Here is a 25,813-nt window from a genome sequence, read left to right on the forward strand (position 1 = left end):
AGCGTGTATTATACTTGACTATAGCTTTTCGGATATGAGCTGGGGGACGCGCAGATGAAAGAACAGTTACAGTTAGGTCACACAAACAAGAAGAACAGCGGTACGAGCCTGCAAGCGGCTTTTGCCCGGGAGGTAACCGCATGAACCTAGCCAATAAGATTACAATTCTTAGAATTTGTTTGGTTCCGATCATTATGGTGTTTTTGCTCGTTAATTTCAATTTGCCGCATTTCGCATTCAGTGATTATCAGATTACATACAACCAGATTATAGCGGCAATTATATTTATCGTGGCGGCAAGCACAGACGGGCTGGACGGCTATATTGCAAGGAAGAACAAAATCGTAACAAACTTAGGCAAGCTGCTTGATCCATTGGCAGACAAGCTGCTCGTTGCAGCAGTGTTGATCTCGCTTGTACAAATGGATAAGCTGGCTGCTTGGATGGCTATTATCATTATTAGCCGTGAATTTGCGGTTACGGGCTTGCGGCAAATTGCTCTGCTCGAAGGAAGTGTCATGGCGGCGAGCAAATGGGGCAAATGGAAGACGGCCATCCAAATTACGATGATCATCTCCTTGCTTCTTAACAATTTCCCGTTTCATTTCATCGATTTTCCGTTTGACATTATTTCCAGCTGGGTAGCGGTTGCGATTACTGTCTACTCCGGAATAGACTATTTTGTCAAAAACAAGCACTTGATCCCGGTTCAATAACAAATATCGCTGCATTCGCAAAATAAAAGCATCTTCCCATGAAGGGAAGGTGCTTTTCCATTCAAATAACGGGCAGGGGGCATTTTTCATGAAAGCAGAAATTATCGCAGTCGGCACGGAGCTTTTACTAGGACAGATAGTGAACACCAACGCTCAATTTCTATCACAAGAGCTAGCTGCCCTTGGCATAGACGTCTATTATCAGACCGTAGTTGGCGATAATCCGGGCCGTATTCAGTCAGCTATCGAAACGGCCCGCTCGAGAGCGGATCTGCTTGTGTTTACCGGCGGTCTTGGGCCAACTCAGGATGATCTGACCAAAGATGTGCTTGCTGCTTATTTGAACCGCGGTATGTCCATTCACGGCCCGTCCATGGAGCAAATTGAGAAGCTGTTCAGCTCGCGCGGCATTCATATGGTGGAAAGCAACAAACGGCAAGCCCATACGATCGACGGGGCCGACCCTTTATTTAATGAAGCCGGACTTGCGGTCGGCAATGGACTAAGTGTTGACGGCACGCACTACTTGCTGCTGCCAGGGCCTCCCCGGGAGATGAAGCCGATGATGGAAGGAGCCGGACGCGGGTGGATTCGGCAAGCTCTGGGCGAGAGCCAGCCGCTCTATTCGCGGGTGCTCCGGTTTGCCGGTATCGGCGAATCGAATCTGGAGGCCAAGCTGCTGGATCTGATTGATGGACAGAGCGATCCGACACTTGCCCCTTATGCCAAAGAGGGAGAGGTCGCGATCCGGGTGTCGACCAAAGCCGCAACGGAGCAGGAGGCTATACGTAAAATCGACGCAACCGTTCAGGCGGTTAAGGATCGCGTAGGCGAGCATTTGTATGCGCAGGAGGATATTCCGCTGGAGGAGGCTGTCGTGAGGCTCCTGAGGGCAACCAGACGCACGATGGCTAGCGCAGAGAGCTGCAGCGGCGGTCTATTTGCAGAGCTTGTGACAAATGTGCCGGGCAGCAGCGGAGAATTTGCGGGCGGAGTTGTTACGTATACGAACGTGATGAAGCATCAATTGCTGGGCATTCCGATGACACAGCTCGAAGGCGATGGAGCACCGGGTGCCATTAGCGAATCGACAGCGGCGCTGATGGCCGAACGGATCCGCGAAATTGCCGATAGCGATTTCGGGATTTCACTTACCGGGGTTGCAGGTCCTGCTGAATCGGAAGGTAAGCCCGTCGGGCTCGTTTATTTCGCCATAGCAGAGCGAGGCAAACCGACAGATGTCCATACGACACATCTCAGCGGCAGCCGTTCGATCATTCGGGTAAGGGCGGTTAAGTCAGCACTCTACCGGCTGTGGCAAGCTTTGTCGCATAGCGAAGCTTAGCATTATCCAAAAAAGGATTGTTTTCATTAGAGATATTGTCTATAATTGTAAATATGACGGAAGAACCGTGGCGAAGAATACTTTGCTGCGGTTCTTTTTTTGCTTATTTAGCGCGGGAGGGGGACGCTGGACAAAAAAAGACGAATGTATGTTCGAAAAAAGACTTGGCAACGGGAAAGAAACAAGGTATCATTACATTATAAATGAAGAAGGATGTGAGTAGCTTGTCGGATCGTCGCGCTGCTTTAGAAATGGCTTTACGTCAAATTGAGAAACAGTTTGGTAAAGGCTCTATCATGAAATTAGGGGAATCCACCCATATGCAAGTAGAGATCGTGCCTAGCGGTTCGCTTGCTTTAGATATCGCTCTTGGCATCGGCGGATTGCCAAGAGGCCGTGTAATTGAAGTTTATGGACCGGAATCTTCCGGTAAGACGACAGTGGCGCTTCACGCCATTGCTGAAGTGCAACGCGTCGGTGGACAAGCTGCCTTTATCGATGCCGAGCATGCGCTTGATCCATTGTATGCGAGTAAGCTGGGCGTTAACATTGACGACCTGCTCCTCTCGCAGCCGGATACGGGCGAGCAGGCGCTTGAAATCGCAGAAGCGCTCGTACGAAGCGGCGCAGTTGACATTATCGTTATTGACTCTGTTGCAGCACTTGTACCGAAAGCGGAAATCGAAGGCGACATGGGCGACTCTCACGTGGGCTTGCAAGCTCGTTTGATGTCTCAGGCGCTTCGTAAGCTGTCTGGCGCAATTAGCAAGTCGAAGACGATTGCAATCTTTATCAACCAATTGCGTGAGAAGGTCGGCGTTATGTTCGGTAACCCGGAGACGACTCCAGGCGGACGCGCACTGAAATTCTATTCCAGCGTACGTCTTGACGTTCGCCGGATTGAGACGATTAAACAAGGCAATGATATGGTCGGCAACCGTACTCGTATTAAAGTCGTGAAGAACAAAGTAGCGCCTCCGTTTAAGCAAGCGGAGATCGATATTATGTACGGCGAAGGCATTTCCAGAGAAGGCAGCCTTGTCGATATCGGTACGGAAATGGATATCGTGCAGAAGAGCGGCGCATGGTTTTTCCTACAACGGAGAGCGTCTCGGCCAAGGCCGGGAGAATGCGAAGCAGTTCCTGAAGGATCATGCAGAAATTGCAGCTGTTATCGAGAAGCAAATTCGCGAAGCGAGCAATTTGTCGGCTACGGCACAGCCAGTAGAGACGTTATCGCAAGACGATGATGATGATTTTGATGAATCCGAACTGGATGATTAATACGAAATAGCAGTAACCTACGCCGTCCTCTAGGGGACGGCGATGCTGGTTTTTGAGACAAAGCGAGGGATTTGATGATTGAGATTCAAGCGGTGAAGCAGGATCGCAAGGATCGCAGCCGCTATCATATACATGGGGAGGGCGAAGAGCCCCTTTTAACCGTTCATAAAGATATTCTCATCAGACATCAGTTGCTAAAGGGACATTCCTTCACAGAAGACGAGCTGGCGGCGATTCGGGATGAGGATAGCCGGTACCGTGCTTATATAAAAGCGGTCGCTTACTTGGGTGTCAAGCCGCGAACAAACAAGGAAATTGAACAATATTTGCAGCGTAAGGAGTTCGAGCCCGAGCATATTTCTTCGGTTGTCGAACGTTTAGAATCCGAGCATATTGTGGATGATGAAGAGTATGCGCGGCAATTTGCCGCGCAGCGAATTAAGTATTCGAACAAAGGCCGGCGCTGGATCAAGCAGGAGCTGCAGCAGCGTGGCGTGTCGAAACAGGCGGCAGCCGATGCTACGGATGCCATTGATAAAGAAGTTGAACGAGAAGCGGCGGTTAAAGCGGCAGGGAAAAAATGGCGATCGCTGAAGGGCGACCCTATAGACCGAAAGCGCAAGCTGATGGGGTTTCTGATGCGAAGAGGTTTTCCAGGAGATATCGTTAAGGATGCGGTAAAATCGGTCATGGAACAGGCAGCGGCAGAAGCGGACGACGAGGAAGATGGGCTTTTGCTTGACAATTGATTTTATCAAAAGATAAAATGAACATGTATTCCTTCTATTTCAGATCAATTTTCCTTCCAAAAGTTGATTTGAAGCGATAATTTTCGTCAAATTGTTAGAAGATCAATCGGTATGAAAACCGGCTAAAACTTAATATCATCCCAAGCTTTTGCTTTGGTGAATGCAACGAGGAGGTGAACAAGATGGACCCTATCTGGATCGTGTTGATCTGTCTCGTTGTTGGCGTTATTTTCTTTGGGATTGGTTATTTTATTCGAAAGTCGATTGCCGAAGCCAAAATTTCCAGCGCTGAGCAAGCTGCTGTCGTCATTGTAGAAAATGCAAAGAAAGAAGCGGAAGCCCAGAAAAAGGAAACGGTACTGGAAGCAAAAGACGAAATCCACAAACTCCGTACGGAAGCTGAGAGAGACATTCGCGAACGTCGCAATGAAACACAGCGTCAAGAAAGACGTTTGCTCCAAAAAGAGGAGTCGCTGGATAAAAAATTAGAAGCGCTAGAACGCAAAGAAGAGCTAGTTGCCAACAAAGAGAAACGGATCGATGAGACACAAGATCAAATTGATTCCATCTATAAGCAGCAGCTTAGCGAGCTTGAACGTATTTCGAGCTTGACGATGGAAGATGCGAAATCGATCATTTTATCTAATGTAGAGCAGGAAGTACGTCAGGAAACAGCTCAGATGATTAAAGAGATTGAGCAGCAGGCGAAGGAAGAAGCAGACAAGAAAGCGCGCAACATTATTTCTCTCGCTATCCAACGCTGTGCGGCTGACCATGTGGCTGAAACGACGGTATCGGTCGTTTCGTTGCCGAACGAAGAGATGAAGGGCCGCATTATTGGTCGCGAAGGACGGAATATCCGCGCGTTGGAAACATTGACCGGTATCGATCTCATTATCGACGATACACCGGAAGCGGTCATTCTGTCTGGTTTTGACCCTATTAGACGGGAAATTGCCCGTACTTCTCTTGAGAAGCTTGTTGCAGATGGACGAATTCATCCTGCACGCATTGAAGAAATGGTTGAGAAATCTCGTAAAGAAGTGGATGAACGTATTCGCGAATACGGGGAACAAGCTACGTTTGAGGTTGGCGTTCATGGTCTGCATCCGGACTTGATCAAAATTTTGGGCCGTTTGAAATATCGGACAAGTTATGGTCAAAACGTGCTGAAGCATTCCATGGAAGTTGCCTACCTGACCGGATTGATGGCTGCCGAGCTAGGCGAGGACATTACGCTCGCGAAACGTGCAGGTTTGCTGCATGATATCGGCAAAGCGCTTGATCACGAAGTTGAAGGCTCCCATGTGGAGATCGGCGTAGAATTGGCGAAGAAATACAAAGAGCACCCTGTTGTTATCAACAGTATTGCGTCCCACCACGGCGACGTGGAGGCGACATCGGTTATTGCGATGCTGGTTGGCGCCGCCGATGCATTGTCGGCAGCTCGTCCAGGAGCCCGTCGCGAGACGCTCGAGACGTATATCAAGCGGCTTGAAAAGCTGGAAGACATTTCGGAGTCGTTTGAAGGCGTTGAAAAGTCGTACGCCATCCAAGCTGGACGTGAAGTCCGCGTAATGGTGCAACCGGAGAAAATTGATGATACGGAAGCGTTCCGTCTGGCACGCGACATTACGAAGAAGATCGAAAGCGAGCTTGATTATCCGGGACATATTAAAGTTACGGTTATTCGGGAAACACGCGCGGTCGAATATGCGAAATAAAGCAACAATTGAATACAGTTTTGCGGAAAAGTGGCTGCTTGTCAGCCACTTTTCCCGTCTATACGGGTAACAGAAAGTGAGTGACGCAAGCAATGAATGTATTATTTATCGGCGACATTGTAGGCAGTGTAGGACGGGCTGCCCTTAAGCGCGTGCTGCCGGCATTAAAGAGCAAATATAATCCGCATATTATTATCGTAAACGGCGAAAACGCCGCAGCCGGCAGAGGCATAACGGCTTCCATTGCACGAGAGTTTTTCGATTGGGGTGTGCATGGCATTACGATGGGCAACCATACCTGGGACAATAAAGATATTTTTGAATGGATAGATGATGAACCAAGAATCGTCCGTCCGGCTAACTTTCCCGAAGGAACGCCGGGGCAAGGTGCGGCTTGGATAACAGCAAACGGCAAAAAGCTGGCGATTATTAATTTGCAGGGCCGGACGTTTTTGCCGCCAATCGATTGTCCGTTCCGCAAAGCAGACGAATTGATTGAGCAAGCGAAGGAAGAGACGAACAATATTCTCGTCGATTTCCATGCAGAAGCAACCTCCGAGAAAATCGCGATGGGCTGGCATTTGGACGGCAAAGCTTCAATCGTTGTTGGTACGCATACCCATGTACAGACGAATGATGACCGTATTTTGCCTCAAGGAACCGCATACTTAACGGACGTTGGCATGACTGGCCCGCGCGACGGAGTGCTCGGCATGGAACGAAATGCAGTGCTTCATAAATTTATGACACAGCTGCCGACACGTTTCGTTGTTGACGAGGGACATTGGCATTTGCATGGCGTATCGGTACAGCTTGATGATGCCACAGGCAAAGCGGTCAAACTTCAAAAAATCCGGCTTACAGAAGATGAATGGCTCCTTATGTAGCTTTTCATCAGCTAATAATGCTTCCAAGAAAACGGCGAATCGATTCTGTGAAACTATGAATCGTCATACAATTCAGAAGAGTCGGTAAAGTCGCGCAATAAAAGCAGGAATTATTTAACCTCTCTCGAATACTATTTAATAGTGGAATCCATCCATCATTCCCGAGGAGGTCCTTTTTCATGGAAGTATTAAAAGTTTCAGCAAAGTCCAATCCAAATTCCGTAGCAGGTGCGCTGGCCGGAGTTTTACGTGAACGCGGCGCCGCTGAATTACAAGCTATCGGGGCGGGTGCATTGAACCAAGCGATTAAGGCGGTTGCGATCGCCCGCGGTTTTGTTGCTCCCAGCGGGGTGGATTTGATTTGTGTACCGGCATTTACAGATATTGTGATCGATGGGGAAGACCGAACGGCGATAAAGCTCATCGTTGAACCGAGGTAGCAGCTGCTGGCTCAGCTGCTGCGGGTATTCCGCTTGAATAGTTGAACCTGTTTACGTTGTAGACAGGTTTTTTGCTTTGTCGAGAAGCAATACTAATAGTCGAGGTGAACAAATGAATAAGCCAATTGTCGATTTTCACTGCGATGTACTATGCAAGCTGCTAGTGCAGCCTGAGCTTACTTTTCTCCACAACGAGGGAGGCAAGCTGGACGTAACCTATGAGCGTCTGAAGCAAGCGGGAACCGTGCTGCAAACGTTCGCGATCTACATACCGGAGCATTTGAACGGCAATATCGTACCGATTCTGGAGAGCATCGATTTGTTTAACGAAAAGGTGATGACTTGTCCAGACATGCGATTTATTAAAACGAAATCGGATCTTCAGCAATGCTTGGCTGCAGGAAAGATCGGTGCAATGCTGTCGCTGGAGGGTGTTGACGGCTTACAAGGCAATCTGTCGCTCCTAAGAGTGCTGTTCGAGCTAGGCGTTCGCGCGGCAGGGTTAACCTGGAATAACGCGAACTGGGCGGCGGACGGCGTGATGGAGCCCCGCGGCGGCGGACTAACGGCAAAGGGGAGAGAGCTTGTGCAGGAATGCGACCGTCTGGGCATTATCGTAGACGTGTCCCACTTGTCAGAGCGTGCGTTCTGGGATACGGCTGATCTGGCGAGCAGGACGATTATCGCCTCGCATTCCAACAGCAAATCCGTAATGAGCCATCCTCGTAATTTAACTGACGATCAGATTAAAGCAATCATCGCGCTGCAGGGCAGAGTAGGCATAACCTTTGTCCCGTATTTCGTTGCTGGAGGGGAAAAAGTAGCGATAGACGATGTGCTGCGCCACGTCGAGCATGTATGCGAGCTTGGAGGCGAGCATCATCTGATGTTTGGCTCGGATTTTGACGGCATCGATCATTACGTAGATGGCTTGACACATCCCGGTCAGGTGGAAGACCTTCGTGAAGCGCTGCTGAAAAGGTATACCGAGCAGCAAACAGAAGCTTTTTTCGCAGGCAACGCATTGAACTTTTTGGCGGAGCATTTGCCGGATTAATCCAGCAAATGCTCTAATCTGCTTCCGTTATGATACTCATCGAAAATCATTATCATTTATTAAGCGTTTACATCTTGCAATTTGTTAATCTCCCCTTTACACTTGTTGTGAATGTTTATTAAGATGCTAGAAGCAGGTATAAGCTCTACCTCATAATCATGCTTATATTTCAACCCATAATCATTCATTCATGTATACGGCGTAGGCCATCAAAAAGAGGAGATGGGCATTTTGATCAGTCAATTGTCTTGGAAGATCGGGGGCCAACAGGGCGAGGGTGTTGAAAGCACCGACCGGATCTTTTCCACGGCTCTGAACCGTCTGGGATATTATTTATACGGATATCGTCATTTTTCATCCCGGATTAAAGGCGGACATACGAACAATAAAATTCGCATCAGTACAAAACCGATTCGGGCAATTTCCGATGATTTGGACATATTGGTCGCATTTGACCAAGAGAGCATCGACTTGAATGCAAAGGAACTTCGCACAGGCGGCGTTGTGGTGGCAGATGCTAAATTTAACCCGGTTATACCTGAAGGGGTCGATGCCAGGTTATTCGCGGTGCCCATTACGAAGATTGCGGAAGAGCTCGGAACCTCGTTAATGAAAAATATGGTTGCTTCCGGTGCATCCTGGGCTTTGCTCGGTCTGCCGCTGGAAGTATTTAATAAAGCAGTTGAAGAGGAGTTTGGCCGCAAAGGTCAGGCTGTCGTAGAGAAAAATATTGAGGCTGTCAAGCTAGGCGCCGAATTTGTCTTAGAGCAAGCAGGCGGCCCGCTGGACGCCTTCAAGCTGGAAGAAGCAGACGGGGAACAGAAGCTGTTCATGATCGGCAATGAAGCGATTGGGCTTGGCTGCGTAGCTGCAGGCTGCCGCTTGATGTCTGCATATCCGATTACACCGGCATCGGAAATCATGGAATATTTAATTAAGAAGCTGCCTAAATTCGGCGGCACGGTAGTTCAAACTGAGGATGAGATTGCGGCTGTTACGATGGCAATTGGCGCTAACTACGCGGGTGTACGCACAATGACGGCTTCCGCTGGCCCAGGTCTGTCGCTCATGATGGAGGCTATTGGCCTTGCCGGAATGACAGAAACGCCGCTCGTTATCGTCAATACACAGCGTGGAGGTCCTTCGACCGGCTTGCCGACAAAGCAGGAGCAGTCCGACCTGAACGCAATGGTATACGGCACGCACGGTGAAATTCCGAAAATCGTAATCGCTCCGGCATCCATTGAGGACTGCTTTTACGATATGATTGAAGCCTTCAACCTGGCAGAGCAGTATCAAGTACCGGTTATCGTAATGACCGATCTTCAACTGTCGCTTGGCAAGCAGTCTTGCGATGTGCTTGATCTGAACAAAATTCAGATCAACCGCGGCAAGCTCGTGACGGAAGCGCCTGAGCTCGCGCAGCATGAGCTGTTCAAGCGTTATGAGTTTACGGAGGATGGCGTCTCGCAGCGCGTGCTTCCGGGCGTCAAGAACGGCATACACCATGTTACCGGTGTTGAGCATGACGAGACGGGCAGACCTTCAGAGAGTGCCGCTAACCGGCTGCGCATGATGGATAAACGTCTAAACAAGCTGAACAATTTGCAAGTTCGTGAAGCGTTACGCGTCGATGCGCCTCACGCCGAGCCGGAGCTGCTTATTATCGGTATGGGCTCTACAGGCGGCACAATCGATCAAGCGAGAGCGTGGCTGGAGCAGGATGGCGTCACAACGAACCATATTACGGTTCGCCAGATTCATCCCTTCCCGACAGAGCAGCTGTTCTCTTATTTGCAAGCGGCGAAAAAGGTTGTCGTCCTGGAAAACAATGCGACGGCTCAGCTTGCCGGTCAAATCAAAATGAATGTTGGCTTTGCGGATAAAATCAATAGTCAACTCAAATATGACGGCAACCCGTTTTTGCCTTCTGAAGTATATCAAGCTTGCAAGGAGCTGGTCTAAGATGGCAACTTTTAAAGAGTTCCGCAACAATGTCAAACCTAACTGGTGCCCGGGCTGCGGCGATTTCTCAATTCAAGCGGCTATTCAACGCGCAGCTGCCAACGTAGGGCTGGAGCCGGAAGAGCTTGCTGTTATCTCCGGCATCGGATGCTCGGGACGTATTTCCGGCTATATTAACGCTTACGGATTGCACGGCATTCACGGCCGCGCGCTGCCGATCGCGCAAGGGGTCAAGCTTGCTAACCGCGAGTTAACCGTTATTGCTTCGGGCGGCGACGGCGACGGGTTCGCTATTGGTATGGGGCATACCGTTCATGCCATCCGCCGTAACCTTAATATTACGTATATCGTCATGGACAACCAAATTTACGGACTGACGAAGGGTCAAACCTCGCCGCGCAGCGCGGAAGGCTTCAAGACGAAGTCGACGCCGGAGGGCTCGATCGAATCGACGCTTTCACCGCTTGAGATCGCAATGTCGGCAGGAGCGACCTTCGTGGCGCAATCCTTCTCCAGCGACCTGAAGCAATTGACCAGCTTGATCGAAGCGGGCATTAAGCATGAAGGCTTCTCCCTGATCAACGTGTTCAGCCCTTGCGTTACCTTCAATAAGATTAATACCTATGACTGGTTCAAGGAAAACATCGTCAATCTGGAGCAGTTCCCGGAATACGATCCTTCCAACCGTATGGCGGCGATGAACAAAATCATGGAAACAGAAGGCATGCTTACTGGACTTATTTATCAGAACAAACAACGTAAATCCTATGAGGATATGATTACCGGCTTCCAGCAGGAGTCGCTGTCCAAGCAGGATCTGACGCTTTCCGAAGCGGATTTCAATAAACTTGTGGCCGAATTCAAGTAAATGTTATGATAAGCATGCGGCAAAATTTGCTGCATGCTTATTTCTTCCAATTACATACTAACCAGAGAGGATGTTGACAGCAATGGAACAGAAATTGGTGCCGATCGGCGTGTCGGCTAGACATATTCATTTATCCCAGGAGCATGTTGAAATTTTATTCGGAGAAGGCTATGCCTTAACGGAAATGAAGCCGTTGTCCCAGCCGGGCCAATACGCGGCTAACGAGACGGTAGAGGTGATCGGGACGAAGGGCACTTTCCCTAAAGTGCGTATTTTGGGTCCGGCCCGGAATCAGACACAGCTGGAAGTATCCCGTACGGATGCATTCTCGATTGGCGTGAATCCGCCGCTTCGCGAATCCGGCAACATTGCTGGTTCTGCAGGCGTAACATTGAGAGGTCCTAAAGGCGAAGTGACGATTGAGGAAGGCGTAATCGTCGCAGCTCGTCATATTCATTTCCATACAAGCGATGCGGAACGTTGGAGCATTCAAGACAAGCAGCAGCTTCGCGTACGCTTTGGCGGAGAACGCGGCGTCGTGTTTGAGCACGTCATCGCGAGAGTGTCACCTGACTTTGCTCTTGATATGCATATCGATACGGATGAAGCGAATGCAGCGGGAGTTGCGAACGGCTCAACCGGAGAGATTATTGACTAGGCAGACGGGGATTTAAGGAGAAAAGGCGGCATTAGGATCATTATCCTAGTGCCGCCTTTTCATTATTTTAAACTCCAAGCTAGTTGTCTAATGAATTGAGTATATGCGGTGGCTTACTTCGAGTAGACCTCTTTCAGAGCTTCCCTCAACGATAATGGTTTTCTTCCCAGAATTGATTCAAGGTCGTTAGTTAATAGATTATAGCGTCCCTCTCTCATGTCAGTAACGTAACCTGAAAGTACAGAAATTGCATACTCAGGTACACTAGCGCCTCGCAGCGTTTCCTCAAAGGATTTAGAATCAGCATTAATATAGTTTACGGTTTTCCCTGAGATTTCTGAAAGAGCTTCCGCCAAGTTTTCAAAACTGTATGGTTCACTTCCGGTGAGCACATACGTTTTATTATTATTAGGATTAGGCTGCAGAATAACGTTAGCAGCCGCTTCACCCAGTTCCCTGCGGAGCGCAAACGGAACCTCTGCGTTTCCAGCTGGCAAATAGATACCTGTATCAAATACGTTTTCTCCTAAAAACATTGGAAGGGTATCTGCATAAATGGTGTTACGCAAAATTGTATAAGGTATTTGGCTTTCTTTAATATAATCCTCTGTTTGGAAATGCGGTTCCAGCATGGTGTGTAAAGTTGAGGATTCGAACTCTTGTACTGCAGATCCGATATAAATCAGGTGGTTTACACCTGCCTTGTTAGCAGCATCTACAACGTTCTTATGCTGTTGAAGAAGCTTGCCGTGATCGTTTGATGAAATCAGGAGTACCTTATCTACCCCCTGCATTGCTGTTTCCAGAGAATTAATATCATCATATTCTCCTATCCGTATGTCAATCCCCTTTTCTTCAAACGAAGCCGCTTTAGCTCTGTCTCTTGCCAATACTGCTATATTCAAAGGTTCTACCTTCGTCAACAAATGATTGATTGCCGCAATTCCTAAATTGCCAGTTGCTCCAGTTACTAAGATCATTATCTATGCACTCCTTATTTTCATTCTTTTTGCCAAATGGAGGTTTTAGATGAAAGAATATTCCGATAATTATACAGTTTAAATTTTAAATGTAGATACCTCCTTTTAAGCAAAAGCTCCATGCAGCGTGCTGCTCCATTTGACGATTTTTATTTTAAAACTTAGAATTAACTCATTCAATGGTCGATATTTATCAACATGACAATTAATAGTCAGATGCTAATTAATTGACTATTATCTTTATGAAATGGCAGGTATATAGATGGTTAAGGGAAAAATTGATCTTCGTATTTTAAAGACAAAAAAAGCGATTAAAGAAGCGTTCTTGTCATTAATTCAAACAAAAGGATACGAAAAGATATCCGTTCAGGACATCGCGGACACAGCCATGATTAATCGAAATACTTTTTACTTGCATTATTCAGATAAACTTGCTCTTATGGAAAGCCTGTGTCTAGAAAGCGTAGAAAAATTAACGGTTTCCTTTGGTATGAACATGAGCAATATGCACAAAATGGATAAGGAAATGCTTCGTTCAAGCTTGAGAACCATGTTTGAAGTTATTGAAACTAATATAATATTTTTTCAAGCCATGTTGAGTCCAAACGGTTATCCTAACTCTTCGATTTATCTGAAAAACACAATAAAAAAGCTTGTCCTTGACGATACTGGCCATCAGGATCTAAGTAGAAACATAATGATGAGCCTTGAGTATATGATATCCGGCCTGGTTGGGGTAATTACTATGTGGGTGGCGGACCACGAGAATTTGGAGGTGGAGGAAGTAATAGAACAGTTGAGTGAACTCCATTTTAATAACCTTTTGTATATGGTAAATAATCATCTATAAAAATAAATAACAGAAGGATAAAGTTTCTTACATGAATGGTAAGTTATTTTCATTATCATTTTATTTAAATGACCAAATTGAGAAATAGAAATCTACTCCTCAAAATGGTATAATTTTTTGATGGCGAAGTGAAATCTATGATTTGATGAGTTGAACATATAGATAAGGAAGGGGAGACTATATGGGGACGAAGGAGACAAAGACGAAGGATTACTCCAAATATTTCGATTTCTCCGATGCGAAAGTGTTAAGCGAAGAGGATGGCAAAGTAACTTATCGAATTAAGGGGCGGAACATTCAGATCAATGCCGCTCCCGATTATAAAGCGGAGAAGAAGCGGGGCAAAACGGATATCGAGGTCCATTATGACTTCGAAATTCCTGAGGAGCTGCAAACTATAGGCAAGGGCAAGTTTTATTTGATCCAAACCTATGGCTGTCAAATGAACGAGCACGACACGGAAGTCATGAAGGGCATGTTCGAGCAAATGGGCTATGAAGCGACTGAGGACCGCAGGCAGGCTGACGTCGTTCTGTTGAATACATGCGCGATTCGTGAAAATGCCGAGGACAAAGTGTTTGGCGAGCTTGGTCATTTGAAGGTGTTGAAACAGGAGAAGCCGGGTCTCATTCTCGGTGTCTGCGGCTGCATGTCGCAAGAGGAATCCGTTGTAGGCCGTATCCTGCAAAAGCATGCGTTTGTTGATATAATCTTTGGTACGCATAACATTCACCGTCTGCCGCATCTGCTGCAAAATGCTTATTTCAGCAAAGAGCTCGTAGTCGAGGTATGGTCCAAAGAGGGCGATATTATTGAGAACATGCCGAAGAAGCGTGAAGGAATGCGGGCATGGGTTAACATTATGTACGGCTGCGATAAGTTCTGTACGTACTGTATCGTTCCGTATACACGGGGCAAGGAACGGAGCCGCCGGCCGGAGGACGTCATCGCAGAAGTGCGGGAGCTGGCGCGCCAAGGGTTCAAAGAAATTACGCTGCTGGGGCAAAACGTCAACGCCTACGGCAAAGATTTTGAAGATATCGAATACCGGTTTGGCGATCTGATGCTGGACATGTCGAAGATAGATATTCCCCGCGTACGCTTTACGACGAGCCATCCGCGTGATTTCGACGATCATCTGATCGAAGTGCTGGCGACCGGGGGCAATCTGGTGGAGCATATCCATCTGCCGGTGCAGTCGGGCAGTACAGAGATTTTGAAGCGGATGAGCCGAAAATATACGAGAGAGTCCTATCTAGAGCTCGTCCGCAAGATTAAGGCTGCGATTCCGAATGCGATGCTGACCTCTGACATTATCGTCGGTTTTCCTGGTGAGACCGATGAGCAATTCGAGGATACACTTTCTCTGGTCCGCGAGGTGGGCTATGATTCGGCCTATACGTTCATCTATTCCCCGCGTGAAGGGACGCCTGCCGCAGAGATGGCTGACAATGTGCCTCTTGAGGTTAAGAAGCAGCGTCTGCAGCGCTTGAACAGTCTGATGGCAGAGATGAGCCGTGAGAGCCATGAACGGCTGAAGGGCGACGTTGTCGAAGTGCTGATTGAGGGCGAAAGCAAGAATAATCCCGACATTCTGGCAGGCCGCACACGCACGAATAAGCTTGTTCATCTGGAGGGTCCGGCAGAATGGATCGGCCAATTCGTACAAGCTAGGGTAACGGAAGCCAAAACATGGTATATTAAAGCAGAAGCATTAAATCGCGATGTCAGCCATCCGGCTGTATCTTAACGATAATAGGGGAGAGATCACAATGTCAGAGCAACAGAACGCCGTTCATTCGCATGACCATCAACATGATCACGAGCATGGGGACGGCTGCGGCATTCCGAAGTTCAATACCCGCGATCTGATCGTGCGCAAAGATATTATGGAGAAAGCGGAGGAGCTGGCGGGCCTCATCTTCACTTCAGAGGAAGTGCAGCACTATCGCCGTGCGGAAAATCAAATTCAAGGCAATACGCGTGTTCAGGGCTTGATTGCGCAAATCAAGAAAAAGCAAAAAGAGCTTGTCGCTTTCGAGACAACGTTCAAAAACGAAAATATGGTGAAAAAAATCGAAGGCGAAATGGAAACGCTGCAGGACGAGCTTGACGGCATTCCGATCGTTTCCGAGTTTCAACAAAGCCAGACTGACATTAACTATTTGCTGCAGCTTGTCGTTTCGATCATTCGAGACACCGTATCGGAAAAAATCAATGTAGAGTCCGCATCGGTGGAAGCACCAGAGGAATGCGACTAATATAACAGAAGCGCTTGTCCGATTAGGACAAGCGCTTCTTCCCCCTATAACCATCTAAGAGGAGTGTAGAATGATGAACCCATTTACATTTGTTAACCCTACGAAGCTATATTTCGGACAAGGACAGTTGAAGCATTTGCCCGCAGAAGCGGCGAAGCATGGCCGCAACGTTCTGCTTGTCTATGGAGGCGGCAGCATCAAGCGCAATGGACTTTACGAGCAAGTATTGGAGAAGCTGAGCGAAGCAGGCTGCGTCGTGACGGAGTTGGCTGGCGTTGAGCCTAACCCCCGCATTACGACGGTACGCCGCGGTGCAGAGCTTTGCCGTAAGGAAAACATAGATTGGGTTTTGGCGGTTGGCGGCGGAAGCACGATTGACTGCGCGAAGGCGATTGTGGCCGCAGCTAAGTTCGACGGTGATTTCTGGGACGTCATTACGAAGAAGGCTTCTGTTCAGGCCGCTCTGCCACTAGGCACGGTATTGACGCTTGCAGCTACGGGCTCGGAGATGAATGCAGGCTCTGTTATCTCTAATGAAGAAACACTGGAGAAGCATGGCTGGGGCAGCCCGTTCGTATCGCCTGCATTCTCGATTCTCGATCCTGCTTTTACAGCGAGTGCGCCAAAGGATCATACCGTGTACGGCATGGTTGATATGATGGCGCATGTATTCGAGCAATATTTCCATCATGATCCGGTCACTCCGGTTCAAGACGGCTTTTGCGAATCAATCATGCGTGCGGTCATTGCAACGGCTCCGCTGCTGGTAGATGATTTGACCAATTTGCAATACCGGGAGACGATTTTGTACAGCGGCACGATGGCGCTGAACGGCTTTCTGTCGATGGGCATCATAGGAGATTGGGCTAATCATGATATGGAGCACGCGGTTTCGGCCGTATACGACATTCCCCATGGCGGCGGATTGGCGATTCTGTTCCCGAACTGGATGACCTATGTATTGGATGACAACGTGGCGCGTTTCCGCCAGTTTGCGGTTAATGTGTTTGGCGTTAGCACGGAGGGGAAAACAGACCGGGAAATCGCCGAGGAAGGCATTCTTGCCTTGCGCGAGTTTTGGAACGGAATCGGAGCGCCTTCCAGACTGGCCGATTATGATATTGATGACAGCCGCTTAGAGGAAATGGCAGAGAAGGTAACCGGAAGCGGGACGCGCGGAAGCTTCCGCAAGCTGACAAAAGAAGACGTCATTGCGATTTACCGGATGTCGCTGTAGAAAAGTACATTTGAATTCTGTTATTTCGACCCTTTAGAGGGGATTTAGGCGAATCAACCTGCACATTTGCATTTTGAAGCAATAAATCGTCGATTTATCAGCTAACAGCCTGCATATTTACATTTTGACATGTAATCTTGCTGCAATATCTTGGCTGACTGACGGAGGACATTGGTGAAAACAAAGAAATGGCGGTCCCGGGATTAACTCCCTGGCACCGCCATTTCTTTGTTTTTTCCGCTTTTTCGCTTATAGATTCGAATTAAATGCGCTTTGTAGTGATTTGCCCTTCATTGACGATTGAATGCGCAGGATGTATGGTTTTAATGAGAGTGTGATGACGGCTGCTGCGAATGCCTTGATGACGTCGCCAAGCAGGAACGGGTAGCAGCCGGCTGCCATCGCTTTTTGGAAGCTAAGACCTGTCACCTGCATGAGCCAAGGAACGCCGGCCACGTAGGAAATCAGTGATCCGAACAGTTCAAATGCGATGAATAGGGCGATAAAGGTAAGCGTTCGATTAGTCCGGAGCTTGTCATTGTTAAATATGAAGCGGGTTGCGAATCCGATCAGCATGGCACAGAACGGAAAGATAAATAAAAAGCCGCCGGTCGCCCCGACAAGATAGGAAATGCCGCCTTTGCCATGAAGAAGGGGCAGTCCTGTTGCCGTTAACGCGAGAACGATAAGAATGGCGAAGAAACCGTTGCGGGGTCCGAGAAAGGCCCCTGCCAGCGTCAAGGCCAGCGTCTGAAGCGTAATGGGGACTGGAAGGCCCAGTCTAAGCTCAATAGAGCTCATAGCGATGAATAAAGCGGCGAATAATGCGATGAATACAAGGTTGCGTACATTGCTGGTGGAACGCATAGTAAATCGACTCCTTCAGTTTTCATTGCCAAGTCATATGTTAACCATATATTCTTATATATTAGGTTAACAAATCGGATTGTAGCACAGCTAGCCGTATTGTGGAAGAGGTCAGGTGAATTTTTTTGAAAACAAATTTATTGTTGCAGTTAACCGGCGTTACGGTCCGGCCTTTTTCGGCCGCCGAGCAAGAAGAGCTGGTCGCTATACTTAAAAACATACATTTGGGCGTAGAACAAGGAGAATGGATTGCTTTAATAGGACGGAACGGAAGCGGGAAAAGCACTCTGCTGAAGCTCATTGCCGGTTTTCAAGCCGGAGAGGCAAGCGGGTATTTGGACTGGAGTGACGTCTTGACAGCCAGAATCGGTATCAAAGCGCCTATCGTCATGCAGCAGCCGGAGGCGTCCATGGTAGGCGCGACGCCTCTTGAGGATCTTATTATAATGCTAGAACAGAACGGCGTTAAGGGAGAGCTTATTGCAGAGCAAGCCGCGCATGCGCTGGTACGGACCGGTATGCTCAAGCATGCTCATCAACCGGTAGGCACATTGTCCGGCGGACAGAAGCAGCGTGTTGCCATCGCGGGTTGTCTGGCGGTGGAAGCGCCTATTTTATTAATGGACGAGCCGACTGCGATGCTGGATCCGGAAGCCGCTATTCATGTGCATGAAATCGTCCGCGAGCTGAACCGTTCGGGAATTGCCGTGATATGGATTACGCAGAAGCTGGATGAGCTGAGGGAAGGCGACCGGGTTATCGCGCTTGAGCATGGCGAGATCGTGTTTAATGGCGCTGCGGAAGGCTTCTACGACCGGAGCGGGGGCGGAGCAGCGGAAAGCGTCTGTGAAAGGCTGGGCTTCGAAGCGCCTTATGTCGTTCAAACCGTATGGGAGCTAGAGAAGCTTGGCGTACAACTGACGGGCTTGCCGCTTACACCTGCTGCGCTTGCAAAGGCGGTGCATAGCCGATGAGCGGGAATTGGACTTTAGAAGAAGCGGCGGTTTATGCCGTTACTGCGTCTGGAAACAAACGAATTATCGGACCAGTTGATGGCAGTTTCCGGCAAGGCCGAATCACACTGCTGGCAGGAGCCAATGGAGCAGGGAAATCAACACTGCTGGAGACGATGGCAGGGCTTAGAGCCCTTCAGTCAGGGAGCGTTGCTCTTGGGGAGAGCTCCTTATGGGAAAAAGGCAAACGCGGCAAAATGCGGCTGAACCGCAGCGTATTGCTTGATACCGGAATTTCGCTCCAGCATTCGGAGGCGCAATGGTTCGCTCCGAAGGTAAGTGAGGAATTTCGGTTCTCCTTGAAACCGTATAAGCTGCCGGAAGTAGAGCAAGAAGAACGCATCCGGAAGGCGATGAAGGCAACAGGTCTACCGCTGCAGCTGGCTGATGCTGATCCTTGGACGCTGAGCGGCGGTCAGCAGCGCAGATTATCACTTGCTTGTCTGCTTGCTTGCCAGCCCAAGTGGCTTCTGCTTGACGAACCGACGTCCGGTCTAGATACGGCAGGTGTTAGCCAATTGCTCGACGTGCTCCGAGTCCATCGGGAAGCGGGAGGCGGTGCCGTTATTTCGACGCATGATTTGGATGCACTGCTGCCGATTGCCGATGAGGTGGCTGTCATGGAAGACGGTTTGTTGCTTCAGGCGGTACCAGCGGCGGAATGGGCAGCAGCACATGCGTCTGATGGGGCGGCTCCGCAAGCGCTGCGTGTATTGGCTGAGCTTCAGCGTACGGGAATCGAGATCTCGCGCAATAGCAAGGCGGATCTCTGGCCAAGTTCCAGTGAGCTTGCCCGCGCCCTTGCTTCACAATTCGTACGGCACCCGCATGAGGAAGTACAAGAGGTTATTCCGCGTTCCGTACAGCCAGCAGCAGCTGTTGGTATGGGTCATCAAGCTAGCTCTGATGTATTCATATCCGAACATCGCCTGCAGCATACGGTCACAATTTCTGGCACTTCACCGTACACGGGCGTTAGCGCAGCGGGATTAGCTTCGCGTTTTGATCCGCGTGCCCTCATTCTGTCATATGTGCTGCTAGCTGCCGCGATATTGATGCAAGGCCGCTGGCCGGGCATTGCAGCCGCAGCTCTCTTAACCGGCGTGGTCTTATTTCCGCTTCGAGCGCAAATAAGGCCCTGGATCAAAGTGATCCGGGCCTATAGCATTATGATTGCAGCAATTGCCTTTATTGCGGGTATTCAATTAAAGCCGTTTGGCTTTGAGTGGACGAATGCACAGTTTACGCTTCTAAGGTTCAGCGGGCTGCTGCTCGTTATGCTGCTAGGTCTGCCCATGCTGGCGATGGTCACTCCGCTGCGAGTCCAACGGGCTATCGAACAGACCTTCGGCTGGCTGAGCCGCTTCAAGGTGCCGGTCAGCTCTGCTGCCTTAACGGTAACGCTTATTTTCCGCTTCATTCCGCTGCTTGGCTCCGAATGGCAGCGTTTCGCCACCATTGCGCATGCAAGAGGTAAAGCAACGACGCAGCTGGGCTCGCTGCCAGTAGCGATGCTGTTCCCCGTCATCATTCCCTATATCCGGTCATTACTGCGTTTAGCCGAGCAGCTGGCTGACGCGCTGGAAGCGAGAGGGATCGGCAATCCAAACGGAAAGCCGACACGAGGCTTCGTGCTTCAGTTCACGGCCAGAGATGCGCTGCTGATGCTTGCCGCTCTATTGTCCGCTACACTCCTCATTTATGTGAATACCGCAGTCTAGATGATCTAGACTGCGTCATGCTCCTGTAATTGACGGCGTTTCTCGCTCCGCTGCCAGCCGAGACATAATAGGACGGCAACGGCTGCAAGCGCCCCGCCAAACAGAAAGCCGCTGTTGAGGCCCCAGCCTTCATTCAGCCAGCCTGCCAGAAATGGGCCGGCAAACATGCCAGCCGCATAAATCGCTTGATAGAGTCCCATCGCAGTCGCTCTGCCGGACAGATCGACATCGCGGATAGCGAGTCCAAGCAGCAGCGGGATATGAAGGCCTTGGGCAAATCCGTTAACGGCTTGCGTTAGTCCCAGCACGAGGAGGGACGGTGAATAGCCCATGGCGACCGTGCAAATTCCGCTGAGCAGAAAGCCTGCGCCGATCGTCGTCCAATTGCCGAATCGGGGTGCGAATGACTTGGCTGTAAACATTGACGCTGCAGCATGCGGAAGCATAAAAGCCAGCACGATGCCGGTGAGCTCCAAACCGCCGGCTCCCAGCATTTTGGCCTTTAACGGCGTAAATCCGAACATCGTAATGAACAGAACGCTGTGTGCAAGCACCGACAGCAGCGACACTTGAAGCAGTGTTTTGGTCCGAATAACACGGCCGATCATGGCGAACGACATCCCGTTCCCGTTCGGGCGCAGTGCGCTTTCCGGCTCTTTAAGCATTAAGGCCAGCAGCAGTCCGGTCAATGCGAGGAACGCTCCGATTAGAAAAGGCCACGCATCACCCAATGCTTCGGCTGACCAGCCGCTAATCATCATGCCGATTAATTGACCGCCAACGGTCATGACGCTAATGTTGCCCATCGCCTTAGAGGCGTCACCGGGCGCGAAATAGCTGGCATACATAACCGTAAAGGCGACCCAAGCGGATGCGCTAACGCCCGCAACTGCTCTGCCGCCAAGCGGAAGCAGCCATGAGCCTGGCACGATAAACAGCAGGCAGCTGATCATGGCTGCAAGCATACCCAGTACAATAAACGGCTTGCGTTTGCCAAGCCGATCGGAGGCGATGCCGATTGGGAAACGGATCAGCAGTTGAACGAAGCCGTAGCTGCCAAGCACGATGCCAATCAGTTGCAGCGATAGCCCGCGTGTGCTCAAGTAAGGTGATAAAGTCGGTACATAGGCATACATAGAAATCCAGTACAATAAAGTAATCGAAGTAAACAATAGTCTTTGATTTCGAGATGATGCGGTCATGATTGTTCCCCTCCACTTATTACTTTAATGGAGCAGGCTCATGCTGTCACGTCAAATTGAGAGAAGGAATTGGAAACTTCTGCAACGAATTAGTCGTATATAGCTATGGTTTGAATGATGTGTCTGTCTATTCTAAATGGAAATTGAGGTGCTTTCGGATGGAAGAACAAGACCAAGTAACAAAAAAGGGATGGAAAAGGGAACTGCGGGAGTGGACGGTTGCTCTCGGTATGGCGCTCGTTTTTGCTTTTCTGTTCCAAAACTATGTGTATGCGCAGTCCGAAGTACATAACATCTCCATGCAGAATACGCTCGTCGCCGGACAACGTCTGATCGAAGACAAGTGGTCCTACCATTTCAAGCATCCGCAGCGGGGGGACATCGTCATTATCAAAGGCCCGGAAAGCGAATTGCGGCTCGTAAAAAGAGTGATCGGCATCCCCGGTGATGAAATTGACGTACGGGACGGCGCGGTTTACCTTAATGGCGAGCTCACGCATGAGCCTTACGTCAAAGGAATGACGACGACCAGCTCCATCCAATTCCCGTACAAGGTTGAGCCAGGGAAGCTGTTTGTAATGGGCGACAACCGTGAGCATAGTGAAGACAGCCGATCGCTTGGACCGATTGCTTTTTCCAGCATCGAAGGAAAGGTGGTATATCGTATCTGGCCGATTGATAAATTCGGCAACGTGTATTAAGCGCAATTGAAAGGGGATTGTAATGCCGTTTACATTATCGCATCCGTTGTTCGCAGCTCCATTGCAAAAAAATAATTCCGGCATTTAGCCTGACTGGGCTCGTTCTGGGCAGCATGGCACCGGATATGGAATATTTTGTTGCAATGCAGTCTTTTCGTTCGATCGGACATTCCTTGCCTGGATTTATGCTGCTTGGCTTACCGTTATGCATTGCAATTGCTATAGCATATCATCGTGTACTAAAGCCGGCGCTGCCGGCTTTTATGCCGTCGGCAGGTGGAATGGAGCGATTCGTGCGAGAGTATGCAGAACGCCCATCACCGGCCTATTCGAGTTTTACATACGCGGGCTGGGCGATGTTCGTGTTGTCTGCTTTTATCGGTTACTTGACTCATATTTTTGTTGACAATTGGACGCACCGCTACGGATTTTTTTGTGCTTCGAGTACCTTCCTTGCTGGAGAGAGTAGGTCCGTACGGTGTTTATTATTTGCTTCAGCTGGGTTTGTCGTTACTGGGAGTTGCCGTTCCTGCACTTTGGCTAATCGCCAAATGGATAAGGTGGTTCATGCGGGATAAGAGAAAAGAAACAGCTGAGCACAATTACAGTAACTACCGGGACAAGCTGTATGTGCCGCTTGTTTTGTCCGGGGCGGGCATCGGAGCCGCATTATTTATCTTTAAGCTGGCGTTAGCTTCCGATCCATGGTTTCTCAACATGTGGGTCGTGGCTCCGTTTACTTCCATGTTTTTCGCATTGTTCTGTATTGCGCTGCTGCAGCTTGCCCGGAAAAACGGCCGTACAGCGTTGACCGCTGCAAGCTTAGTATTGCTGCTAGCTATTATTGGAGGAAGCACCTGGCTTCGACACATAAACGGGGCAGGGGCCGCAGAATGGATTGTTTTCCACTGGCTGTTATCGGTATCGTTCATACTTTGCAGCGCCGCAGCCAATCCTTTAAAAATGAAGTCAAACGGGTAGAAATACAGTCCGGCTCTGCGTTCAGCTGGATTTAATGATTTTGTAAGAAATGATTTAGCGTCCGTTTATAATTGCCCGTTAAGATAAATGATAGTTACATCGAATTAAAAGGTTAGGCGTGATTGCCGTTGTCCATCCGTAGAAAGCTGTATTTGTCTTACATGTTAATGACGATTGTCCCCTTTATTGTTGTTGCGGCGATTATGATCGTAACACTGTCTCTAAGCGGCGTGGAGGACCTGAGAGACCTGAAGGAAAACAGTGAAATCGTCTATGTCCAGTCCTTTACCGCCGGGGAACTGCATAATGCGCTTCAGAACAACCCGGACCGTGTCGATGAGCCTGGTGAATTGGCGAAATGGGATGCAAAGCTGGCAGAGCTGAATTCAGGTTTTGTATTTTTCCGCAAAGGGGAGTTCGATCAGGTTTCCTCCTATCTGAAGCAGTTTGTTCCGAACGAGGATTGGCAGAAATACGCTGATTCCACGCCTGACGAAGTGGCTTACAAGCAGTACCGGTTCCGGATCGTCTCTTTAAGCTTTACGTATTCAAACGGCGACGATGGCAGAGCAATGCTCTTGCTGCGTGCGGATCAAGTGCCGATGTACTGGCATCCGATTTTCGGATTGTCAGCACTGTGCGTTATCGGTCTCACAGGTGTGTTGCTCACTTACTTGGTGTCCCGAAGCATTATCCTTCCCATCCAGAATTTAAAGAAAGCGGCTTTGCTGATGAAGGAGGGCGATCTCTCCCAGAAGGTTGATGCCACGTCAAAAGGAGAAGTTGGCGATCTAGGAAATGCCTTTGAGGAGATGAGAGTCCGGCTAAAGCATTCTATCGATCAAAGCCTGCAATACGAGGATAATCGTAAAATGCTGCTGTCGCATATCTCACATGATCTGAAGACACCGATATCTGCCATAAAAGGCTATGTGGAAGGTATTGTGGACGGCATTGCCAACACCGATGAGAAGAGAGAACGCTACATGCGGACGATTTATCGCAAGGCGACCGACATGGACCGTTTGATCGATGAATTGTTTTTGTTCTCAAAGCTCGATATGCAGAAGGTTGCGTTTGATTTTAAAGTCATCGATCTGCGCAGTTATTTACTTTATTTTATGGAAGAACAGCAGTTCGATATGGAAAAGGAAGAGATTGATTTTCGCATTTCCAATTTAACATCCGGCGGTTCCTCGCTCTATGTCGCAGCCGATTCTGAAAAGCTGAGCCGCGCCCTTGGCAATATTTTGAGCAACAGTGTGAAATATATGGGGGAGCTGCATGGTGATGGTGAGGCCTGCGGCAAGTCAATAACTGTTCGAATGGAGACAAGAAGCGATCAGGAGGCAGTCATCGTCATCGAAGACAGCGGTCCTGGCATAGAACCCGAAGACTTGCCGTACATTTTTGACGGCTTTTACCGCGCGGAGCAATCCCGGAATTCGGAGACGGGCGGCAGCGGGCTAGGCCTTGCGATCGTGAAGCAAATTATAGAAGGGCATGGCGGCCGAGTTTGGGCGGAAAATGCGCAGGAAGGCGGGTCGCGGTTCTACGTGGCTCTTCCCATTGCAACTCAAGCCAAGACGGTGATACAAGATGAAGAAAATATTGATAATTGAGGACGAAAAAGCAATTGCAGAGTTGGAGCGTGACTATTTGGAAAGCCACAGCTTTGCCGTCGAAATCGAAGGGAGAGGCGATGTCGGGCTGCAAAAAGCGGTGGAAGGCAGCTATGATCTCATTATATTGGATTTAATGCTGCCTAAGGTGGACGGATTCGAAATATGCCGGCAGATCCGGCAATCTTCCGATATTCCAGTACTTATGGTAACGGCGAAAAAAGACGACATTGATAAAATTAGAGGACTTGGATTAGGCGCTGACGATTACTTGACGAAGCCGTTTAGTCCAAGCGAGCTTGTCGCCCGGGTCAAGGCTCACCTGTCGCGATATGAGAGGCTGACAGGCGATAGAGGCGCGGCCGGCAATCAGCTCCATATTCGGGGACTGTCGATAGATAAGCCTTCTAGACGAGTGATGATTCATGAGCAAGAGGCCCAGCTGACTGCAAAGGAATATGATCTGCTGCTGCTGCTCGCAACCCATCCGAATCGTGTCTTTGATAAAGAGGAATTGTTCGAGCGGGTATGGGGGCTGGAGTCGGTCGGCGACATCGCGACCGTAACGGTTCATATCCGCAGGCTTCGGGAGAAGATCGAGCATGATCCCTCCAACCCGCAATATATCGAGACGATCTGGGGCGTAGGCTACCGCTTTAAAGTGTAACAATGAACGAGAGAGAAG

The 25,813-nt window shown here is 49.2% G+C and carries 23 protein-coding genes and 2 pseudogenes; 22 read left to right on the forward strand and 3 right to left on the reverse strand.

Annotation, left to right across the window (positions count from 1 at the left end; translation table 11 throughout):
* Positions 1–140: 140 nt before the first annotated feature.
* The 11 genes and pseudogenes from pgsA (at position 141) to pduL (ending at position 11,693) form a co-directional block, all read left to right on the forward strand.
* Positions 141–716, forward strand: a complete 576-nt coding sequence (gene pgsA / locus TY10_RS03415; protein WP_042160607.1) for a CDP-diacylglycerol--glycerol-3-phosphate 3-phosphatidyltransferase — start codon at positions 141–143, stop codon at positions 714–716.
* Positions 717–804: 88 nt separating this feature from the next.
* Positions 805–2,061, forward strand: a complete 1,257-nt coding sequence (locus TY10_RS03420) for a competence/damage-inducible protein A (protein ID WP_042160609.1) — start codon at positions 805–807, stop codon at positions 2,059–2,061.
* Positions 2,062–2,285: 224 nt separating this feature from the next.
* A pseudogene (gene recA, locus TY10_RS03425) lies at positions 2,286–3,345 on the forward strand (recombinase RecA).
* 74 nt (positions 3,346–3,419) lie between these two features.
* Complete coding sequence (locus TY10_RS03430) at positions 3,420–4,094, forward strand: regulatory protein RecX (protein WP_042160611.1); 675 nt, start codon at positions 3,420–3,422, stop codon at positions 4,092–4,094.
* 182 nt (positions 4,095–4,276) lie between these two features.
* Positions 4,277–5,818, forward strand: coding sequence for a ribonuclease Y (gene rny / locus TY10_RS03435; RefSeq protein ID WP_042160613.1), 1,542 nt, complete (start codon positions 4,277–4,279; stop codon positions 5,816–5,818).
* A 92-nt stretch (positions 5,819–5,910) separates the two neighbouring features.
* Positions 5,911–6,705 carry a TIGR00282 family metallophosphoesterase gene (locus tag TY10_RS03440; protein WP_042160615.1) on the forward strand — a complete coding sequence of 265 codons (795 nt, stop codon included), beginning with the start codon at positions 5,911–5,913 and terminating at the stop codon, positions 6,703–6,705.
* A 179-nt stretch (positions 6,706–6,884) separates the two neighbouring features.
* The gene (locus TY10_RS03445; protein WP_005550495.1) at positions 6,885–7,145 is read left to right on the forward strand and encodes a stage V sporulation protein S; all 261 of its coding nucleotides are present in this window, start codon (positions 6,885–6,887) and stop codon (positions 7,143–7,145) included.
* A 112-nt stretch (positions 7,146–7,257) separates the two neighbouring features.
* A complete protein-coding gene (locus tag TY10_RS03450) occupies positions 7,258–8,202 on the forward strand; it encodes a dipeptidase (RefSeq protein WP_042160617.1) in 945 nt (314 codons plus the stop codon).
* Positions 8,203–8,433: 231 nt separating this feature from the next.
* A complete protein-coding gene (locus TY10_RS03455; protein ID WP_042160663.1) occupies positions 8,434–10,167 on the forward strand; it encodes a 2-oxoacid:acceptor oxidoreductase subunit alpha in 1,734 nt (577 codons plus the stop codon).
* A 1-nt stretch (position 10,168) separates the two neighbouring features.
* A complete protein-coding gene (locus TY10_RS03460) occupies positions 10,169–11,035 on the forward strand; it encodes a 2-oxoacid:ferredoxin oxidoreductase subunit beta (protein WP_042160619.1) in 867 nt (288 codons plus the stop codon).
* 82 nt (positions 11,036–11,117) lie between these two features.
* On the forward strand, positions 11,118–11,693 hold the full coding sequence (gene pduL, locus TY10_RS03465) for a phosphate propanoyltransferase (protein ID WP_042160621.1): 576 nt from the start codon (positions 11,118–11,120) through the stop codon (positions 11,691–11,693).
* A gap of 113 nt (positions 11,694–11,806) precedes the next feature.
* Here the strand turns inward: pduL and TY10_RS03470 are convergent, their stop codons facing one another.
* On the reverse strand, positions 11,807–12,673 hold the full coding sequence (locus tag TY10_RS03470) for an SDR family oxidoreductase (protein WP_042160623.1): 867 nt from the start codon (positions 12,671–12,673) through the stop codon (positions 11,807–11,809).
* Between the two features lie 262 nt (positions 12,674–12,935).
* Between TY10_RS03470 and TY10_RS03475 the strand changes: the two genes are divergently transcribed.
* The 4 genes from TY10_RS03475 (at position 12,936) to TY10_RS03490 (ending at position 17,021) form a co-directional block, all read left to right on the forward strand.
* Positions 12,936–13,523 (forward strand): TetR/AcrR family transcriptional regulator, encoded by a 588-nt coding sequence (locus tag TY10_RS03475; RefSeq protein WP_042160628.1) that lies wholly within the window; start codon positions 12,936–12,938, stop codon positions 13,521–13,523.
* A 181-nt stretch (positions 13,524–13,704) separates the two neighbouring features.
* On the forward strand, positions 13,705–15,273 hold the full coding sequence (gene miaB / locus TY10_RS03480) for a tRNA (N6-isopentenyl adenosine(37)-C2)-methylthiotransferase MiaB (protein ID WP_042160629.1): 1,569 nt from the start codon (positions 13,705–13,707) through the stop codon (positions 15,271–15,273).
* Positions 15,274–15,295: 22 nt separating this feature from the next.
* The gene (locus TY10_RS03485; RefSeq protein WP_042160632.1) at positions 15,296–15,784 is read left to right on the forward strand and encodes a YlbF/YmcA family competence regulator; all 489 of its coding nucleotides are present in this window, start codon (positions 15,296–15,298) and stop codon (positions 15,782–15,784) included.
* 73 nt (positions 15,785–15,857) lie between these two features.
* Positions 15,858–17,021: an iron-containing alcohol dehydrogenase gene (locus tag TY10_RS03490; protein WP_042160666.1), complete on the forward strand. Its 1,164-nt coding sequence runs from the start codon at positions 15,858–15,860 to the stop codon at positions 17,019–17,021.
* Positions 17,022–17,270: 249 nt separating this feature from the next.
* Here TY10_RS03490 and TY10_RS03495 read toward each other — a convergent pair whose 3' ends face one another.
* Positions 17,271–17,888, reverse strand: coding sequence for a biotin transporter BioY (locus TY10_RS03495; protein WP_042160634.1), 618 nt, complete (start codon positions 17,886–17,888; stop codon positions 17,271–17,273).
* A gap of 125 nt (positions 17,889–18,013) precedes the next feature.
* Here TY10_RS03495 and TY10_RS03500 point away from each other — a divergent pair, with 125 nt between their 5' ends.
* Together TY10_RS03500 and TY10_RS03505 are read left to right on the forward strand one after the other, a co-directional pair.
* Positions 18,014–18,862 carry an energy-coupling factor ABC transporter ATP-binding protein gene (locus TY10_RS03500; protein WP_052350327.1) on the forward strand — a complete coding sequence of 283 codons (849 nt, stop codon included), beginning with the start codon at positions 18,014–18,016 and terminating at the stop codon, positions 18,860–18,862.
* The gene (locus TY10_RS03505) at positions 18,859–20,622 is read left to right on the forward strand and encodes an ATP-binding cassette domain-containing protein (protein WP_042160636.1); all 1,764 of its coding nucleotides are present in this window, start codon (positions 18,859–18,861) and stop codon (positions 20,620–20,622) included. Before TY10_RS03500 ends, TY10_RS03505 begins: the two co-directional genes overlap by 4 nt.
* A gap of 5 nt (positions 20,623–20,627) precedes the next feature.
* Here TY10_RS03505 and TY10_RS03510 read toward each other — a convergent pair whose 3' ends face one another.
* Positions 20,628–21,824: an MFS transporter gene (locus tag TY10_RS03510; protein WP_042160637.1), complete on the reverse strand. Its 1,197-nt coding sequence runs from the start codon at positions 21,822–21,824 to the stop codon at positions 20,628–20,630.
* A gap of 158 nt (positions 21,825–21,982) precedes the next feature.
* Between TY10_RS03510 and lepB the strand changes: the two genes are divergently transcribed.
* The 5 genes and pseudogenes from lepB (at position 21,983) to TY10_RS03530 (ending at position 25,795) form a co-directional block, all read left to right on the forward strand.
* Positions 21,983–22,525 carry a signal peptidase I gene (lepB, locus tag TY10_RS03515; RefSeq protein ID WP_042160640.1) on the forward strand — a complete coding sequence of 181 codons (543 nt, stop codon included), beginning with the start codon at positions 21,983–21,985 and terminating at the stop codon, positions 22,523–22,525.
* Positions 22,526–22,614: 89 nt separating this feature from the next.
* Positions 22,615–22,962: pseudogene (locus tag TY10_RS32445) on the forward strand (DUF4184 family protein); the annotation flags it as partial.
* Positions 22,963–22,978: 16 nt separating this feature from the next.
* Complete coding sequence (locus TY10_RS32655) at positions 22,979–23,506, forward strand: hypothetical protein (RefSeq protein ID WP_238327422.1); 528 nt, start codon at positions 22,979–22,981, stop codon at positions 23,504–23,506.
* A gap of 128 nt (positions 23,507–23,634) precedes the next feature.
* Positions 23,635–25,128 (forward strand): sensor histidine kinase, encoded by a 1,494-nt coding sequence (locus TY10_RS03525; protein WP_042160670.1) that lies wholly within the window; start codon positions 23,635–23,637, stop codon positions 25,126–25,128.
* Positions 25,106–25,795 (forward strand): response regulator transcription factor, encoded by a 690-nt coding sequence (locus TY10_RS03530; protein ID WP_042160643.1) that lies wholly within the window; start codon positions 25,106–25,108, stop codon positions 25,793–25,795. Before TY10_RS03525 ends, TY10_RS03530 begins: the two co-directional genes overlap by 23 nt.
* Positions 25,796–25,813 lie beyond the last annotated feature (18 nt).

It is taken from the genome of Paenibacillus gorillae, assembly GCF_000513275.1.
In the GTDB taxonomy this organism is placed as follows: domain Bacteria; phylum Bacillota; class Bacilli; order Paenibacillales; family Paenibacillaceae; genus Pristimantibacillus; species Pristimantibacillus gorillae.